The following is a 16071-nucleotide window of genomic DNA, read 5'->3' as shown; positions in this document are numbered from 1 at the left end:
GCGCGCGAGGTGATCAAGGCCGACCTCGAGCAGCCCGGCGAAGAGGACGTGTTCCGCAAGATCAGGAAGGATTTCGACGCCAAGGGCCTCGCGCTGTCGGACCACCAGATCCGCCGCAAGATGTCGGAGCTGATGGGCGAGGCCTTGGCCCAGATCGAAGCCGAAGCAAAGTCGTAAGCCGGACCATGGATCGCTTTCGCGAGGCGGCCAAGGCCCGCCGTACCCTGTTCAACGCTTGGCTCACGCTGAACAACCCCTTCCTCATCGAGCTGATCGGCGAGGCGGGCTGGGACTGCATCACCATCGACCAGCAGCACGGGCTTGGCGGCAACGAGGCGCTTCTTGCCTGCCTCACGGCGGCGCGCGCGGCCAAGCTGCCGGCGATCGTCCGAGTCGCCGAGAACGACCCTGGGCTGGTCGGCCGCGCGCTCGATGCCGGCGCGCAGGCCATCATGTGTCCCCTGATCGAGACGGTCGAGGACGCCGAAGCCTTCGTGACAGCGGTGAAGTACCCGCCGCGGGGTTTGCGCAGCTGGGGCCCTTACCGCGCGAGGCTCGACCAGGCGGGCGACTACTTCACGACCGCCAATGGCTTCACCATCGCCTGTCCTCAGATCGAGACGCGAGGCGCCCTAGATAGCCTCGAAGAGATCCTTTCGATCGACGGCGTCGACATGGTCTGCTTCGGACCGAACGACCTCTCCGTCGCACTTACCGGGCGCCTCGACATCTGGGCGAAGGAGGTCAAGGAAGCGATGACACTCGTTCTCCGCAAATGCCGCGAACTATCTGTCATGTCGCTGATTTTTGCCAACGACGTCGACTTCGCCAGGCCGCGGGTCGAGGAGGGATGGGACATTGTCGCCGTCGGCACCGACGCCGGCTGGTTCAGCAAGGCCGCCGCCGCAACGCTTGGGGCGGCGCGCACCAAGTGACGCCGTAGGGCAAAGCCAGGGTGCCAACATGTGGCACGCGGGCAACGGCCAAAGACCGTTGCTTGGCCTTCCGTCCTCAGTGTCAACTCTGCCGCTGACGTTGCAGGTCCGCCTGTGCCAGAATGGTCCTCAGGGAATGAGGGACTTAAACATGCGCTCGTTGCTTTCAACCCTGGTCGCGGTGTTGGCGCTCGTCGTTGGTACGGCGTCCGCATGGGCGGCGGAGGGCCGAACTACGGCTCAGGTTTCCTTGCGGGCCGGGCCCTCGAGCGGAGCGGAGATCCTCCTGACCATTCCGGCCGGCTCTACGGTGACGATCGGACGCTGCTCGGGCGCCTGGTGCCGCGTCAGCTGGAACAGTTATTCGGGCTATGCGTCCAAGCGGGGGCTTGCCATCGCCGCCGCGACGCCGACCAGGGGCCCCGTGCGCGGCGGCGTCACGCTCGCCGACGGCAGCCAGCTCTGGCCGATTCTGCCGCCTTATCCCTACCGCTCGGGCTATTACCCGAAAGCCGACTGGTATCACGACATCCCGCCTTACGTCGCGATCGAGCCGTCGTTCTACCGTCGGCGCTATTTCATGATCGCGCAGGAGAGGGACCGCTATCGCTACGTCCCGCATATCTTCCGCGGCGAGGGCGCCGATTACAACATCGACTACGGCGGAGATGTCGAATTCAATTACAAGACCATCGACATGACGAGCGTGGGCAAGGAAGAGGGAAACTGAGCACCGGCCGCAACGCTCACGCCCCGCCGAACACGCGTTCGAAGATCGTGTCGACGTGCTTGGTATGATAGCCGAGGTCGAATTGGGCGCGCAGCTGGTCTTCCGACAGCGCTTTGCGCACGTCCCTGTCGCCAAGCAAGAGCGCGAGGAAATCGCCGCCTTCGTTCCACACCTTCATCGCGTTCCGCTGCACGAGCCGGTAGGCCTCCTCGCGCGGCACCCCTGCGGCGGTCAGAGCGAGAAGCACGCGCTGGGAGTGCACGAGCCCGCCGAGCCGGTCGAGATTCGCCCGCATGCGCTCCGGATAGACGACAAGATTTTTGATGATGCTCGCAAGCCTTGCCAGCGCGAAGTCGAGCGCGATGGTGGCGTCGGGTCCGATCACCCGCTCGACCGACGAGTGCGAGATGTCGCGCTCGTGCCAGAGCGCCACGTCCTCGAGGGCAGGCGCCGCGTAACCGCGCACGAGCCGGGCGAGCCCCGTCAGGTTCTCCGACAGCACGGGGTTCCGCTTGTGCGGCATGGCTGAAGAGCCCTTCTGCCCTTCGCTGAAGAATTCCTCGGCCTCGAGCACCTCGGTGCGCTGCAGATGCCTGATCTCGGTCGCGAGCCGCTCCACCGAGCTCGCCACCACGGCGAGCGTGGCGAAGTACAGGGCATGCCGGTCGCGCGGGATGACTTGCGTCGAGATCGGCTCGACCTCGAGCCCGAGCTTCTTCGCCACATAGGCCTCGACCCTCGGATCGACATGGGCAAAGGTGCCGACCGCACCCGAGATGGCGCAGGTTCTGACCTCTTCGCGCGCGCGCTCGAGCCTCTCCTTGGCGCGGGCGAATTCGGCATAGGCGACCGCGAGCTTGAGTCCGAAGGTGGTGGGCTCGGCATGAACGCCGTGGCTCCTGCCGACCGTGATCGTGTTCTTGTGCTCCAAGGCGCGCGCCTTGAGCGCTGTTAGGAGCGCATCGACGTCGGCGATGAGAATGTCGGCCGCCTCGACGAGCTGCACGTTGAAACAGGTGTCAAGCACGTCGGAGGAGGTAAGCCCTGCATGCAGGAAGCGGGCCTCCGGCCCGACATGCTCGGCGACCGAGGTGAGGAAGGCGATGACGTCGTGCTTCACCTCCTGCTCAATCTCGTCGATACGGGCGACGTCGAAGTTGCCGCGCGCCTTGATCGCCTTGACCGCGTCTTTGGGGACCTGGCCAAGCTCGGCCATGGCCTCGGCGGCATAGGTCTCGATCTTGAGCCAGATGCGGAATTTGGCCTCGGGCTCCCAGATGCGAGCCATTTCGGGGCGGCTGTAGCGGGGAATCATCTAAGCGGGAACGCCTCTTCCCGGTGGGACTTACGAAAGAATGTCAACGTCTATCAGAGCCTCGGACCATGCTCAATTCTGGACGCCCTGAATTTGGCGCGATCCAGGTCCTTACCTCTTCACGTCTCGACTTCGCGGGCCTCGCGCGGACCGAAGACGGCGATGTAGATGGCCGCTGCGGCGAGGAGGACGGCATAGGCCGGGCGCGGGGGCACCAGCATGAAGATCACGAAGGAGACGAGGTCGCTCTGCGAGGCCCAGTAGAGCCCTTGCAGCGACCAATCCTGCTGGCTCGGATAGCTGACGTGGCTGTAGATGACGCGCAGCAGGCCGCCGAAACTGGAGAAGGCGACCACGAAGATGAACAGCGCGAACATGAAGCGTACCACGAAGCCGCGCTTGGCGGCGAACTGCTGCACCCACCAAGTGGTCAGCGCGGCAAGCGCCCCTGCAAAGCCCACGATGCGAAGGCTTTGCTGGGCCTGCTCGTTCATCGCCGTGTTCATGTAATCGCCGACCAGAAGCGCCCACATCGAGATGCCGATGACGAGCGCAAAACAGGCGGCGAGAATGAAGCCTACCACCTTGTCGAACGTCACTTTTTCCATTGCCGCTTCCCCCGGTCCGTCTCGCCTCGACTATGCCGGGGAAATGGCTTCCCCGCAATCGGCGGCTGCCATGCTGACTTCTTGGCCGGCCTTGTCTATGGTGCGGACCCTGTCACGCAAGAGCCCGAGGAGGGGCCACGTCATGGCATTCGACGATCTGGAGGCTGAGCTTGCCCTCCTCATCAACCAGATGGACAACCCCCCTGAGAACCCGCACGACCTCTATCTCCGCATCATGGAGAAGCTGAACGAGTTCAAGGCGCTCGGGCTGCCGCTGCCCGACGATTTCGTCCGCGTCGAGAGGGAGCTCGAGGCCTATTTCAAGTCGCAGGCGCCTGCCAGGAAACGCTAATTGGCTGCGGCCTTGGGCGCCTCGTCGCCGGCCAACTGCTCGTAGGTGCCGTTAGACCAGCGATAGACGGCGTAAGGCGGCAGGTTCGGGTCGCCCTTCTCGTTGAACCTGAACTTGCCGATCACCGTGTCGAACTCGGTGTCGTTGAGCGCCTTCGTCACCTCGGCCGAATCGACCGACTGCGCCTTCTCGGCCGCCTGCTTCCACGCCTGGAACGCGGCATAAGTGTAGAGCACGTAGCCTTCCGGCTCGATGCCCTTGTCCTTGAAGCGCTTCACCACCTCGGCGGCGGCGGGATTCTTGCGCGGGTCGGGCGAGAAGGTCATGAGCGTGCCTTCGCCGGCGGGCCCGGTGATCGACCAGAACTCCTGGGTCACGAGCGCATCGCCGCCCATGAGGGTGGTGTTCATGCCCTGGTCGCGCATCTGGCGGATAATGAGGCCGGCCTCGGTGTGATAGCCGCCGAAATAGAGGACGTCGATGTTGGCCTGCTTGAGCTTGGACACGAGCGCCGAATAATCCTTCTCGCCGGCGGTGATCGCCTCGTACATCGCCTCCTTCTTGCCCGCCGCGTTCATCGCCTTCAGCGTCTCGTCGGCCAGTCCCTTGCCGTAGGCGGTCTTGTCGTGGACGAAGGCGATGTTTTTGTCGGCGAAATGCTCGGCGAGATACTTGCCGGCGACGCCCCCTTGCTGATCGTCGCGGCCGCACACGCGATAGATGTTCGGGCCTGCGCGGTCGTCGGTCAGCACCGGGTTGGTCGAAGCCGGCGAGATCTGAATCGTGTTCGATTCGGCATAGACCTTTGAGGCCGGGATCGAGGAGCCCGAGCAATAGCCCCCGACGACGAGCGCCACGCCGTTTGCGGTCATCTGGTTGGCGACCGCGACCGCTTGTTTCGGATCGCATGCGTCGTCGCCGGTATCGAGTTCGAGCTTCTTGCCGAGCACGCCGCCGGCGGCGTTGATGTCTTCGACCGCCAGTTGGCCGCCGTTGGTCAACTGAGCGCCGAAGGAGGCATATTGGCCGGTGACCGGCGCTTCCACCCCGACCTGGACGGTGTCGCCTCCCTTGCCGCCGCCATCGCCGCAAGCCGCCATCACGAGGGCCACGGCTAAGGCCGCTGGAAACCCGGCAAAGCGCTTCATCGTCACCTCCCTCGCGAAGACCCGTCCCGACTCTATCTCATTTGTTTCGAGCGCTCTTGCAAAATCATGCCTTGCGGTCGCGCCAAGTGATCGGGCTCGTCCGCTCGTAGAGCCAGCGATATTGCGTGACCATCTGCGTGGTGCGCATCACGCGGAAGCCGAGACAGGCGGCGGCAACCAGGATCGCGTAAGTGATGGAATAATAGTAGGGCGACAGGAGCTCGCCGTCGAACAGCGCATAGTGGAAGAAGCGCACGGCGGCGGCGAGGAGCGCCATGTAGAAGAACACGCGCCAGAAGGGCTTCCAGCCGCGCGCGAGCGCGCGGCCCGAGAGAAATGCCGCCCCGCCGCCGAGGATTCCCGTCAGCACGAGGAATACGATCGGACCGTCGTCGGAAAGCCAGATCATTTGCGCACCCCGACGCGCGGGCCCGAATGCGCGCCGCCTTCGAGATAGGCCGCCTGCACCTCTTTGCTGCCGAGGAGTTCGGCGCCCGTGCCGCTCATGGTGATCTTGCCGTTGACCATGACATATCCGCGATGGGCAAGCCTGAGCGCGTGGTAAGCGCTCTGCTCGACGAGGAACACCGTCAGTCCATAATCCGTGTTGAGGGCGCGGATCGCGCCGAAGATCTGCTTCACGATGAGCGGCGCAAGTCCAAGCGAAGGTTCATCGAGCAGCAGCAGGGTGGGGCGGCCCATCAGCGCGCGGGCGATGGCGAGCATCTGCTGCTCACCGCCGGAAAGCGTTCCGCCCCGCTGGTACTGTCGCGCCTTGAGCAGCGGAAACATCGTGAACACGCGCTCGAGGTCCTGATCGAAGGCAGCCGCATTGTTGGCAACGATCGCTCCCATCTGGAGATTCTCGAGCACTGTCATGCGCGAGAAGATGCGCCGTCCCTCCGGCGATTGAACGATGCCGAGCCGCGCCACCTCATGCGTCGGAAGGCCGGTGATGTCGCGGCCCTGGAACAGGATGTGACCCTCACGCGCGCGGGGGCGACCGAAGATCGTCATCATCAGAGTTGTCTTGCCGGCGCCGTTGCCGCCGATCAGCGCGACGATCTCGCCCTGTTTGATGTCGAGACTCACGCCGTGCAGGATCGGCAGCACGCCATAGCAGGCCGTCACCTTGCGCAACTCGAGCAGCGGCGCGCTCATCTGCGCACCTCGCGGGCGACTTCGCTCACCTCCTCGTCGGGCACGCCGAGATAGGCGGCGATCACGCGGGGGTCGTTGCGCGCTTCCTCGGTGGTCCCGTCGGCGATCTTCTTGCCGTAGTCGAGCACCACGACATGGTCGGAGATGCGCATGACCACGCTCATGTCGTGCTCGATGAGGAGAAGGGCGATGCCTTCCTCCTTGCGGATGGAGAACAGGAGCTCGTTGAGCGCCTCGCTCTCTCTCGCGTTGAGCCCTGCCGCCGGCTCATCGAGGCAAAGCAGGAGAGGGCGCGTGCACATGGCGCGGGCGATCTCGAGCCGCCGCTGATCGCCGTAGGGAAGGGAGCCGGCCGGCTCGTCGGCGCGGCGCAGCAGCCCGACCCGGTCGAGCCAATAGCGCGCGTAGTCGATCGCCTCTCTCTCGGCCCTGACGTAGCCGCCGACATGAAGAATGGCGCCGAGCGTGGCAAAGATGCCGAAGCCGAGAACCGCGCCGCTCGGGAGCCCCGAGGCGCGGGTCAAGGCGTTGTGCTGCGCCACCATCAGGTTCTCGAGCACCGTCATGCCCTGGAACAGCCTGATGTTCTGGAAGGTGCGCGCCACGCGCGCGTCGGAGTTGATCAGGTGGTCGTCGAGCCGCTCGAGCTGGAAGCTCTGGCCGTTCGGATGAGTGAGCTGCATCGATCCTTCGGTCGGCTTGTAGAAGCCGGTGATGCAGTTGAACACCGTGGTCTTGCCGGCGCCGTTCGGCCCGATCAGGGCGGTGATGTCGTTGCGTCCAGCTTCGAAGGAAACGTCATCGACGGCGAGAAGACCGCCGAAGCGCATGGTGAGGTGCTCGACCTTGAGTAGGGGGTTCTCCTGCCAGGACCTCATGCGCGGCCCTCTCGCACCAAGTCTTTGGAGATGGCGTGCGCTTTATCGAGCACGATGGTCGGCGAGCGCGTGCCGACGATGCCGCGCGGGCGCCACACCATGATCGCCACCATGGCCACGCCGAACAGAAGCATGCGGTAGAGGGCCGGGTCGAACTCGGAGCCGAAGATGTCCTGGAGCCAGTCGGTGTGACGGAGCGCCTCGAAGCCGCCCACCATGACGAGCGCGGCGATCGCCACCCCGAGCTGGCTTCCCATGCCGCCGAGCACGACGATGGCGAGGATGATGGCGGATTCGATAAAGGTGAAGCTCTCCGGGCTGACGAAGCCCTGCCGCGTAGCGAAGAAGCAGCCGGCGAGCCCGCCGAACAGAGCGCCGGTGGCGAAGGCGGTGAGCTTGGTGACGGTGGTGTTGATGCCGAGCGAGCGGCAGGCGATCTCGTCCTCGCGCATCGCCTCCCAGGCGCGCCCGATGGGCAACCGGCGGAGCCTGAGCGTCACCAGATTGGTGATGAAGGCGAGCCCGAGGATCACGTAATAGAGGAAGATGATGCCCTGGAGCGGGTCGTATTTGAGGTTGAAGAAACTCGCGAACGTCACCGGGCCCGCGGCGGTGAAGGGCAGTCCGAAGAAGGTGGGCTTGGGGATGCCGGAGATGCCGTTAGGCCCGTTGGTGACGTTCGTCCAGTTGAGCAGGACGATGCGCACGATCTCGCCGAAGGCAAGCGTGACGATGGCGAGATAATCGCCGCGGAGCCTGAGCACCGGAAATCCGAGCGTGATGCCCCATAGCGCCGCCGCCGCGCCCGCGATCGGCAGGCACATCCAGAAACCGAGGCCGAAATGCATCGCAAGCAGCGCGAACACGTAGGCGCCTACGGCATAGAAGGCGACATAACCGAGATCGAGCAGGCCCGCGAGCCCGACCACGATGTTCAGTCCCCAGCCGAGCATCACATAGGTGAGGACGAGGATCGACAGGTCGAGCAGGTAGCGCAGCGGCAATCCGGGATGGAACGCCTTCTCGATGAGATAGGAGCATATGGGAAACAACACGGCGAACAGGATCCCGCCGATGGTGAAGATGCGGGCATAAGGAAGATCGGGGAAGAAAAAGACGATGGTGCGCCGCAGCGCGCCGCCGAAGAGGAAGCCGAGCACGAGCGTGCCGATCAACACGAGGACCGGCGCGCCCGCGATGCTCCCGACGATGAGGATGAGTGCCGCCGCGCCCGCCGTGGAGCACAGGACGATCAGATCGCGCCGGTCGAAGCGCTCGCGGGTGAAGAGTTTGGCGAAGGGCGTGGTGATGGGATACTCGGCATGCCAGACGAACAGGCTGAGCAGGAGCCTCCCCGCCACGACGATGCCGACCGCGATCGCGAGCAGCATCGGCCGGGGCTTGAGCGTGAGACCGGTGACGCTATCGACCGTGCGCTCGCCGAGCAGGAGAGAAAACAGCAGAAAGGCGATGATGCCGCCGATAAGCGCGTCGCCGATGGCCGCCTGGAGCCGCTGACCGAAGGATTTGCCGGTCTCTCCCAAGGTGCTCAGACCTTCTCCACTTCCGGACGGCCGAGCAGCCCGGTGGGGAAGAAGATGAGGACGATGGCGAGCATCGAGAACGCGGCGACGTCCTTGTACTCGATGGTGAAATAGGCGGACCAGAAGGTCTCGATCAGCCCGATCACGAGTCCGCCGAGCATGGCGCCGGGCAGCGAGCCGATGCCGCCGAACACGGCGGCGGTGAAGGCCTTAATGCCGGCGACGAAGCCGATATAGAAGTCGATCACGCCGTAATAGAGAAGGTAAAGGAGCCCCGCGACGGCGGCGAGCGCCGCCCCCATCACGAAGGTGAGCGAGATGGTGCGGTCGACATTCACGCCGGAGAGCGCGGCCATCAGCCGGTCCTGTTCGCAGGCGCGCTGCGCCCGCCCGAGCGGCGTCCTGGCGATGATCAGCCAGAAGGCGCCCATCAGCACGACCGTCGTCACCACGATCAGGATCTGGATGTTGGACAGGATGACTGCGAAATCGCCCTGCTTGAACAGCTCGTAGCCTCCGGTGACCACGGGCTGGAGCGGCTTCACCCGCGCGCCTTGCGATACTTGGACGAAATTCTGCAGGATGATCGACATGCCGATCGCCGTGATCAGCGGCGCGAGCCTGAAGGATTCGCGCAATGGCCGGTAGGCAATGCGCTCGACCGTCCAGCCCCACACCGCCGTCAGCGCCATGGCGATGACGAGCACGAGGAAGAGAGCAACGGGAACGAGGGTGACCCCAAGGCTGAGCAGCAGCAGAAACGCGATCAGGGCGATGAAGGCGCCCACCATGAAGATGTCGCCATGGGCGAAATTGATCATGCCGATGATGCCATAGACCATGGTGTAGCCGATGGCGATGAGCCCGTAGATCGAGCCGAGCGCGATCCCGTTGATGAGCTGCTGTAGGAAATAGGCCATGCTTGAGGTCGCCCCGCCTTCCCCCGAACCGGGCTTGCAGACCGAAAATGCAGGCTCCCCCGCCCGCTTATCGCCCCTTCTTAGCAAGAAGCGCGCGAAGCGCACAACGCCGCATAAGGCGCAGGCATGCCGAAAGCTAGAGCAACAGGTGGGAGCCGTCGCAGTAAGGCGGATCGCCGGTGTCCTTGCAGCCGCACAGCAGCGCCGTTTCGTCGCGCTCGGCGGTGAACGTCAGCGGCTCTATGCCCGTGCCTTCATGCGAGCCGTCGCAAAAGGGCTGCTTCTTGCTTCGCCCGCAGCGGCACCAAGCGTAACGTCGCCCGGCTTTCAACTCGACCTGATAAGGGCTGAGCTGCGGTCGTTCCGGCTCTGACATGGCGCTCCCCAGCAATGGCTCTTTGGCCAGGAATTTCCGCCTTCCTTAGCCAATTCGCTCCGCCCGCACAAGGAAGCCGATCAAGCAAAACCGAAAGACCGAGCAACCTTTAGGCGCGACCCCTGATGGCGTTAATTCACTAGGAATCTGTCGTCGGCAAGATCGGGCGCGGGGGCGATTCGTGACGAACAGCCGCCCCTCCCTTGCGCTCAGCGAAAAGACGCGAAAAGACTTGAGTCCATGAGCCAACCGGACCATAGAGGGCCAAAAGCCGGGTCGGCGCTCGGCGCCGGTTGCGACAAGGCCTACTTAGGGCGTTCCGGCCGGGGACGGATCAAGACCAAGGCGCGTTTGGAGGCCGTCCATGGCTGAGCTGATTTTCGCGGGCCTGTCTCTCGCTGCTCTGTTCGCGCTTGCAATGAACCGCGCCTCGCTGTCCGTGTGGGCCCTGTTCGTCGCCGCATTTACCTTCAGCGCGCAGATGGGCCTCGTCCATGGCCATCTTCATTGGCCCGCCTTCCCCTGGTGGTCGTTCATAGGCTGGCTCCTCGCCGCACTTCTCTTCATGGCGAGCTTTCCCGAGCTCAAGCGCAAATACGTCACGCTTCCGGCCTACCGGGCGTTGAAAGGCGTCATGCCTTCAATTTCGGAGACCGAGCGCGAGGCGCTTCAGGCGGGCACGGTCGGCTGGGACGCCGAGCTCTTCAGCGGCACGCCCGACTGGTCGAAACTCCGCCGCGTAGCTCCCATCACCCTTTCGGCCGAGGAACGCGCCTTTCTCGACGGACCGACCACCGAACTCTGCAAGCGCCTCAACGACTGGCGCGTCCGCCACGAGCTGCACGACATTCCCGACGATGTCTGGCGCTTCGTGCGCGATAACGGCTTCCTCGGCATGCTCATCTCGCGCGCCCATGGGGGCTTGGGCTTCTCGGCTCAGGCGCAGTCGCTCATCATCGGCAAGATCTCCTCGCGAAGCCCCGACGGCGTCACCATCGTCATGGTGCCGAACTCGCTCGGCCCAGGCGAGCTGATCGAGAAGTACGGAACCGACGCGCAGAAGGAGTACTATTTGCCGCGGCTCGCCAAGGGCGTCGAGATTCCCTGCTTTGCTCTCACCGGCCCGTTCTCCGGCTCGGATGCCGCCTCGATGCGCGACATCGGCGTGGTCGCCAAGGGCGTGCATGAGGGCAAGGAGACGCTCGGCATCAGGCTCACCTGGGACAAGCGCTACATCACGCTCGCGCCGAACGCGACGCTGCTCGGGCTCGCCTTCCGCCTGTTCGATCCCGACAATCTGCTCGGCCGCGGCGAGGATATAGGCATCACGTTGGCGCTCATTCCGACCGACCATCCGGGCGTCGAGATCGGCAGACGCCACCTCCCGGCCGGCGCGGCCTTCCCCAACGGACCGACCAAGGGGAGGGATGTTTTTATCCCCATTGACTGGATCATCGGTGGGGCCGAGCGCGCTGGGCAGGGCTGGCGCATGCTGATGGCCTGCCTCGCCGCCGGCCGCTCCATCTCGCTGCCGGCGACGAGCGCGGCAGCGACCAAGGCGCTGCTCAGGGCGAGCACCGCTTACGCCCGCATCAGGAAGCAGTTCAGCCTGCCGATCGGCTTCATGGAGGGCGTGGAGGAACCTTTGGCGCGCATGGTCGAGAACGCCTACGAGCTCGAGGCCGCCCGGGCGGTGACCGCCTCGATGGTCTCGGCCGGAGAGAAGCCGGCCGTCATCTCCGCGCTCCTCAAATATGTGTCGACCGAGCGCATGCGCCAGAGCGTCAACGATGCCCTCGACATCCACGGCGGGCGCGGCATTTGCGACGGGCCGTCGAACTATATCCAGGGCGCCTACCAGATGATGCCGGTGTGCATCACCGTGGAGGGGGCCAACATTCTGACCCGGACCCTGATCACCTTCGCGCAAGGCGCGCTCAGGAGCCACCCTTATCTGTTCACCGAGATCGAGGCCCTGCGGGACAGCGATGAGGAGCGTGGGATCGCGCTGTTCGAGGAGACGCTCGATGAGCATGCGGCCTTCACCGTGTCGAACGCCGCCGGCGCGCTCTTCCACAATCTCACCTTCGGGGTCTTCGCCTCGTCGCCCCCTGGTGCTGGACCGACAAGGCGCTGGTGGAAGGAGCTTGCACGCGCCTCGCGCTCCTTCGCGCTCGTCGCCGACATGACGGTCGCACTCCTCGGCGGCGATCTCAAGGTGAAGCAGAAGATCACAGGGCGCATGGCCGATGCGCTGTCCGAGCTCTACCTCCTGTCCTGCGTGCTGAAGCGCTATGAGGACGACGGGCGTCAGGCCGCCGACCTTCCCCTCGTCAGCTACTGCGCCAGGAACTGCCTCTACCGCTTCGATCAGGCCTTGCTCGGCGTGTTGCGCAATTTCCCCATCAAGGCTGCCGCCTTCGCCATGCGGCCGCTCGTGTTCCCCTTCGGCACGCGCGCGCCGGCAAGCGATGCCGAGGGCAAGGCGATCGTACGTCAGGCGCTACAGCCCGGCGCCTTCCGCGACCGTCTTACCCGCGACATCTTCGCCACGGACGATCCGAGCGATCGGGTCGGGGTGCTGGAGCACACATTGAAGAAAGTGATCGCCAACGAAGAGGCCGACAAGAAGCTCGAGCGCGCCATCCGCAAGGGCGAGGTGCATCGCTATCACAACAACGACTGGATCGCAGAAGCCAAGGCCAAGGGCATCCTGACCGAGGACGAGGCGTTGGCCCTCACCGAGCAGCGCGATCTCGTTGCTCGCGTGATCGCCGTCGACGATTTCGACGCCGCAACCCTCGCCAGGCGCTACGGCACTGCGAGCGCACAGGCTTCACCGCTTTCTCCCGTCAAACCCGAGCCGCACGAACAGCCGCACGAACATATGGCCGCCGAGTAACCGAGCATGGCGACGACACTTCCCAATCTAGAGGACTGGCGCTTCAGCATCGACTTCGAGGGCATTGCCTGGGCGGTGATGGACCGCAAGGGCGAGAGCATGAATTCGCTCGGCCGCCGCGCAACCGAAGAGCTCGGCGAGATCGTCAAAGCGATCGAGGCCGCGGCCGCCAACGGCGAGGTCAAGGGCCTCGTCATCATGAGCGCCAAGGATCGCAGCTTCATCGCCGGCGCCGACATCCGCGAGTTCGAGGGCTTCGACACCGAGGAGAAGATCAAGGACGTCGTCCGGCAGACGCTCGAGCTGATTGATCGCATCGACCGGCTCCCGGTCACCGTGGTGGCGGCCATCCACGGTTATTGCCTGGGCGGCGGTCTCGAATTGGCGCTCGCCTGCGACTGGCGCATCGCCGACCGCGAAGAGGGGACGCGGCTGGGCTTCCCCGAGGTGAAGCTCGGCATCTTCCCTGGGCTGAATGGCACGGTGCGATCGATCCAGCTCGCCGGCCCGCTGGACGCCATGACGGCGATGTTGACCGGCAAGATGCTTCGGCCGACCGCGGCGAAGGCCATGGGCCTCGTCGATCAGCTCGTGCCCACCCATCACAATCTTCGCTGGGCGGCGCGCAAAGCCGTGCTCCAGAAGCGCGTGTCGAAAGGCGCGCCGTGGTGGAAGAAGCTCATGCTGAAGCAGCCGGTCCGCGGGCTGCTCGCCAAACAGATGCGGGAGAAGACGGCCGCCAAGGTGCGCGAGGAGCACTATCCCGCGCCCTTCCGCCTGATCGAACTGTTCGAGCATTACGGCGACGATCCGGCCGCCATGCGCGTCGCCGAGACCGAGATGTTCGCGCCGCTGATGGCGAGCGAGACCTCGCGCAACCTGCGCCGCGTATTCAAGCTCTCCGAGATGCTGAAGGACGATGCGCCCAAGAACGGCTTCAAACCGCGCCGTGTGCACGTCATCGGCGCGGGAACCATGGGCGGAGACATCGCGGCCTGGTGCGTGGTTCAGGGCATGCAGGCGAGCCTCCAGGATCTCGACGAGGCGCAGATCGGAAAGGCGCTTGCCCGCGCCAAGGTCCTGTTCAAGCGCCACCTCAGGGGCAAGACGGCGATCGATGCGGCGGTGGCGCGGCTCATCGCCGATCCCAAGGGCCGTTATGTGAAGCATGCCGACGTGGTGATCGAGGCGGTGGTCGAGAAGCTCGACGTCAAGCAGAAGCTGTTCGCCGAGCTGGAGAAGGAGATCAAGCCGGGCGCCGTGCTCGCGACCAACACCTCATCGCTCAAGCTCGAGGACATCGCCCGGCCGCTTGCCGATCCGGGCCGTCTCGTCGGGCTTCATTTCTTCAATCCCGTGGCGCAGCTTCCGCTGGTCGAGGTGGTGCGTGGGCCGCAGACGCGCGAGGAGGAAGTGCGCAAGGCCTCTTCCTTCGTCACCGCCATTTCCAAGCTGCCGCTCATCGTCAAGGACTGCTCGGGGTTCCTCGTCAACCGCGTGCTCGCGCCTTATCTGATGGAGGCCGTGCGCCGCTACCAGCTCGGCGAGCCGCGCGACAAGATCGACCAGGCCGCGCTCAAGTTCGGTATGCCCATGGGGCCGCTCGAGCTGATGGATCTCGTCGGCCTCGACATCGCCAACCACGTGGGCCAGGAGCTGAACCTGGCGCCCGACACCGACAACGTGCTTTCGAGTCTCGTGAAGCAAGGCAAGCTCGGCAAGAAGACGGGCGAGGGCTTCTATGTTTGGGTTGAGGGCAAGCCGAAGCGTGAGGAGGCCGTCTACGATCAGGCCGAACTGGCCCGGCTCGGCCGCGAGCTCGTCAAGCCGATGCTCGACGAGGCCGAGCGCGCGCTCGCCGATCGGGTCGTGGCCGATGCCGATCACGTCGATGCCGGGGTGATCTTCGGCACCGGTTTTGCGCCGTTCCGCGGCGGGCCTCTGCACTACAGGCGGAGCGAGAAGGCGGCCGACGCTGCGACGGCCGCTGCCGCTTAGTGAAGGGCGATGAAGGATAGGCGAAGGACATCTGAGGGATGACGGAAGCTACGATGAGACGCGTCGCGGTGCTCGGAGGATCGCGCATCCCTTTTTGCCGCTCGCATACGGCCTATGCCGAGCTGTCCAATCTCGACATGCTGATCGCCGCGCTCGGGGGCCTCGTCGATCGCTTCTCCCTCCACGGCGTCCACATCGATGAGGTCATGGGAGGCGCGGTCGTCACCCACGCCAAGGACTGGAACCTTGCCCGCGAGGCGGTGATCGGCAGCGCGCTCGCCCCCACCACCCCCGCCATCACCATGATGCAGGCCTGCGGCACGAGCCTCGCCGGGGCGCTCAACCTCGGCGCCAAGATTGCCACCGGCCAGATCGAATGCGGCATTGCGCTCGGCAGCGACACGACGAGCGATGCTCCGGTCGTGTTCCAGCGCAAATTCGCCCAGCGCCTGGTGCAGGCCTCGCGCGCCAAGGCGATGGGGGAGAAATTGGGTGCCTTCAAGGGCTTCACCCCGGCCGAGCTTGCGCCCTTGCCCCCCTCGACCTCTGAGCCCCGCACCGGACTTGGCATGGGCGAGCATTGCGAGCTGATGGCGAAGGAGTGGGGAATCACGCGCGAGGCCCAGGATCTCCTCGCCTATGAGAGCCACAAGAAGGCGGCTGCCGCCTATGACGAGGGCTTCATGGACGACCTTGTGGTCCCGTGTGTTGGCGTGTTCCGTGACAACAACATCAGGGAGGACATCTCCTTGGAAAAAATGGCGGAACTCAAGCCGGTTTTCGACCGCTCCGGCCACGGGACGATCACCGCCGCCAACTCGACCCCGCTTACCGACGGCGCCTCGACCGTCCTCCTCTCCTCGGAGGAATGGGCAAAAAAGCGGGGAATCCCTATCCAGGCTTTTTTAACCCTAGGCCGCACTTCGGCCGTAGATTTCGTTCAAGGTGAGGGCCTTCTGATGGCGCCGACCGTCGCGGTCAGCGAATTGCTGGCTAAAGCCGGCTTGGCGCTACAGGATTTCGACTTTTACGAGATTCACGAGGCCTTTGCGGCCCAGGTGCTGGCAACGTTGAAGGCATGGGAATCAGAGGATTATTGCCGGAAGAGGCTCGGGCGGAACGCGCCCCTGGGCGCAATCGACCGTTCGAAGCTGAACGTCAAGGGCTCATCAATAGCTTTCGGGCATCCTTTTGCCGCAACCGG

At 64.7% G+C, this 16071-nt stretch carries 16 protein-coding genes; 7 read left to right on the top strand and 9 right to left on the bottom strand.

Annotation, left to right across the window (positions count from 1 at the left end; translation table 11 throughout):
• From VFB18_RS03190 to VFB18_RS03180, 3 genes are all read left to right on the top strand, one after another.
• On the top strand, window positions 1-177 hold a 177-nt coding region (locus VFB18_RS03190; protein ID WP_324970955.1), incomplete at its 5' end, for an ATPase inhibitor subunit zeta.
• A gap of 8 nt (window positions 178-185) precedes the next feature.
• A complete protein-coding gene (locus VFB18_RS03185; protein WP_324970953.1) occupies window positions 186-935 on the top strand; it encodes an HpcH/HpaI aldolase family protein in 750 nt (249 codons plus the stop codon).
• A 151-nt stretch (window positions 936-1086) separates the two neighbouring features.
• Window positions 1087-1665: an SH3 domain-containing protein gene (locus tag VFB18_RS03180; RefSeq protein ID WP_324970951.1), complete on the top strand. Its 579-nt coding sequence runs from the start codon at window positions 1087-1089 to the stop codon at window positions 1663-1665.
• A gap of 16 nt (window positions 1666-1681) precedes the next feature.
• Here the strand turns inward: VFB18_RS03180 and purB are convergent, their stop codons facing one another.
• Together purB and VFB18_RS03170 are read right to left on the bottom strand one after the other, a co-directional pair.
• Window positions 1682-2980 (bottom strand): adenylosuccinate lyase, encoded by a 1299-nt coding sequence (gene purB, locus VFB18_RS03175; protein WP_324970950.1) that lies wholly within the window; start codon window positions 2978-2980, stop codon window positions 1682-1684.
• Window positions 2981-3099: 119 nt separating this feature from the next.
• A complete protein-coding gene (locus VFB18_RS03170; RefSeq protein ID WP_324970949.1) occupies window positions 3100-3588 on the bottom strand; it encodes a hypothetical protein in 489 nt (162 codons plus the stop codon).
• A gap of 142 nt (window positions 3589-3730) precedes the next feature.
• Between VFB18_RS03170 and VFB18_RS03165 the strand changes: the two genes are divergently transcribed.
• Window positions 3731-3940: a hypothetical protein gene (locus VFB18_RS03165; protein ID WP_324970948.1), complete on the top strand. Its 210-nt coding sequence runs from the start codon at window positions 3731-3733 to the stop codon at window positions 3938-3940.
• Here VFB18_RS03165 and VFB18_RS03160 read toward each other — a convergent pair.
• The 7 genes from VFB18_RS03160 to VFB18_RS03130 all read right to left on the bottom strand — a co-directional run bounded on the left by VFB18_RS03160 (window position 3937) and on the right by VFB18_RS03130 (window position 9967).
• Window positions 3937-5088 carry a branched-chain amino acid ABC transporter substrate-binding protein gene (locus tag VFB18_RS03160; RefSeq protein WP_324970947.1) on the bottom strand — a complete coding sequence of 384 codons (1152 nt, stop codon included), beginning with the start codon at window positions 5086-5088 and terminating at the stop codon, window positions 3937-3939. The two genes, VFB18_RS03165 and VFB18_RS03160, sit on opposite strands and share 4 nt — an antisense overlap.
• A gap of 64 nt (window positions 5089-5152) precedes the next feature.
• Window positions 5153-5497 (bottom strand): DUF6867 family protein, encoded by a 345-nt coding sequence (locus VFB18_RS03155; protein ID WP_324970945.1) that lies wholly within the window; start codon window positions 5495-5497, stop codon window positions 5153-5155.
• Window positions 5494-6249: an ABC transporter ATP-binding protein gene (locus VFB18_RS03150; protein WP_324970944.1), complete on the bottom strand. Its 756-nt coding sequence runs from the start codon at window positions 6247-6249 to the stop codon at window positions 5494-5496. Before VFB18_RS03150 ends, VFB18_RS03155 begins: the two co-directional genes overlap by 4 nt.
• Complete coding sequence (locus tag VFB18_RS03145; protein ID WP_324970943.1) at window positions 6246-7127, bottom strand: ABC transporter ATP-binding protein; 882 nt, start codon at window positions 7125-7127, stop codon at window positions 6246-6248. Before VFB18_RS03145 ends, VFB18_RS03150 begins: the two co-directional genes overlap by 4 nt.
• The gene (livM, locus tag VFB18_RS03140; RefSeq protein ID WP_324970942.1) at window positions 7124-8671 is read right to left on the bottom strand and encodes a high-affinity branched-chain amino acid ABC transporter permease LivM; all 1548 of its coding nucleotides are present in this window, start codon (window positions 8669-8671) and stop codon (window positions 7124-7126) included. Before livM ends, VFB18_RS03145 begins: the two co-directional genes overlap by 4 nt.
• A 5-nt stretch (window positions 8672-8676) precedes the next feature.
• On the bottom strand, window positions 8677-9591 hold the full coding sequence (locus VFB18_RS03135; RefSeq protein ID WP_324970940.1) for an ABC transporter permease subunit: 915 nt from the start codon (window positions 9589-9591) through the stop codon (window positions 8677-8679).
• A gap of 136 nt (window positions 9592-9727) precedes the next feature.
• Window positions 9728-9967 carry a CDGSH iron-sulfur domain-containing protein gene (locus VFB18_RS03130; protein ID WP_324970938.1) on the bottom strand — a complete coding sequence of 80 codons (240 nt, stop codon included), beginning with the start codon at window positions 9965-9967 and terminating at the stop codon, window positions 9728-9730.
• Window positions 9968-10331: 364 nt separating this feature from the next.
• Between VFB18_RS03130 and VFB18_RS03125 the strand changes: the two genes are divergently transcribed.
• From VFB18_RS03125 to VFB18_RS03115, 3 genes are all read left to right on the top strand, one after another.
• Window positions 10332-12869, top strand: a complete 2538-nt coding sequence (locus VFB18_RS03125) for an acyl-CoA dehydrogenase (RefSeq protein ID WP_324970937.1) — start codon at window positions 10332-10334, stop codon at window positions 12867-12869.
• 6 nt (window positions 12870-12875) lie between these two features.
• Entirely contained in the window at window positions 12876-14867 is a 1992-nt protein-coding gene (locus VFB18_RS03120) for a 3-hydroxyacyl-CoA dehydrogenase NAD-binding domain-containing protein (protein ID WP_324970935.1), read from the top strand.
• 53 nt (window positions 14868-14920) lie between these two features.
• Window positions 14921-16071, top strand: a 1151-nt coding sequence (locus VFB18_RS03115; RefSeq protein WP_324970933.1) for an acetyl-CoA C-acetyltransferase, incomplete at its 3' end; no start/stop codon positions are given.

It is taken from the genome of Methyloceanibacter sp. (assembly GCF_035650995.1).
Taxonomy (GTDB): domain Bacteria; phylum Pseudomonadota; class Alphaproteobacteria; order Rhizobiales; family Methyloligellaceae; genus Methyloceanibacter.
The sequence above is the reverse complement of the archived record's forward strand: the minus strand, read 5'-3'. Positions and strand labels throughout refer to the sequence as shown.

What these genes read in the sequence shown, in the direction of transcription:
- VFB18_RS03185 (WP_324970953.1), top strand. Translation starts at nt 186, where the DNA reads ATGGATCGCTTTCGCGAGGCGGCCAAGGCCCGCCGTACCCTGTTCAAC.
- VFB18_RS03180 (WP_324970951.1), top strand. Translation starts at nt 1,087, where the DNA reads ATGCGCTCGTTGCTTTCAACCCTGGTCGCGGTGTTGGCGCTCGTCGTT.
- purB (WP_324970950.1), bottom strand. Translation starts at nt 2,980, where the DNA reads ATGATTCCCCGCTACAGCCGCCCCGAAATGGCTCGCATCTGGGAGCCC.
- VFB18_RS03170 (WP_324970949.1), bottom strand. Translation starts at nt 3,588, where the DNA reads ATGGAAAAAGTGACGTTCGACAAGGTGGTAGGCTTCATTCTCGCCGCC.
- VFB18_RS03165 (WP_324970948.1), top strand. Translation starts at nt 3,731, where the DNA reads ATGGCATTCGACGATCTGGAGGCTGAGCTTGCCCTCCTCATCAACCAG.
- VFB18_RS03160 (WP_324970947.1), bottom strand. Translation starts at nt 5,088, where the DNA reads ATGAAGCGCTTTGCCGGGTTTCCAGCGGCCTTAGCCGTGGCCCTCGTG.
- VFB18_RS03155 (WP_324970945.1), bottom strand. Translation starts at nt 5,497, where the DNA reads ATGATCTGGCTTTCCGACGACGGTCCGATCGTATTCCTCGTGCTGACG.
- VFB18_RS03150 (WP_324970944.1), bottom strand. Translation starts at nt 6,249, where the DNA reads ATGAGCGCGCCGCTGCTCGAGTTGCGCAAGGTGACGGCCTGCTATGGC.
- VFB18_RS03145 (WP_324970943.1), bottom strand. Translation starts at nt 7,127, where the DNA reads ATGAGGTCCTGGCAGGAGAACCCCCTACTCAAGGTCGAGCACCTCACC.
- VFB18_RS03135 (WP_324970940.1), bottom strand. Translation starts at nt 9,591, where the DNA reads ATGGCCTATTTCCTACAGCAGCTCATCAACGGGATCGCGCTCGGCTCG.
- VFB18_RS03130 (WP_324970938.1), bottom strand. Translation starts at nt 9,967, where the DNA reads ATGTCAGAGCCGGAACGACCGCAGCTCAGCCCTTATCAGGTCGAGTTG.
- VFB18_RS03125 (WP_324970937.1), top strand. Translation starts at nt 10,332, where the DNA reads ATGGCTGAGCTGATTTTCGCGGGCCTGTCTCTCGCTGCTCTGTTCGCG.
- VFB18_RS03120 (WP_324970935.1), top strand. Translation starts at nt 12,876, where the DNA reads ATGGCGACGACACTTCCCAATCTAGAGGACTGGCGCTTCAGCATCGAC.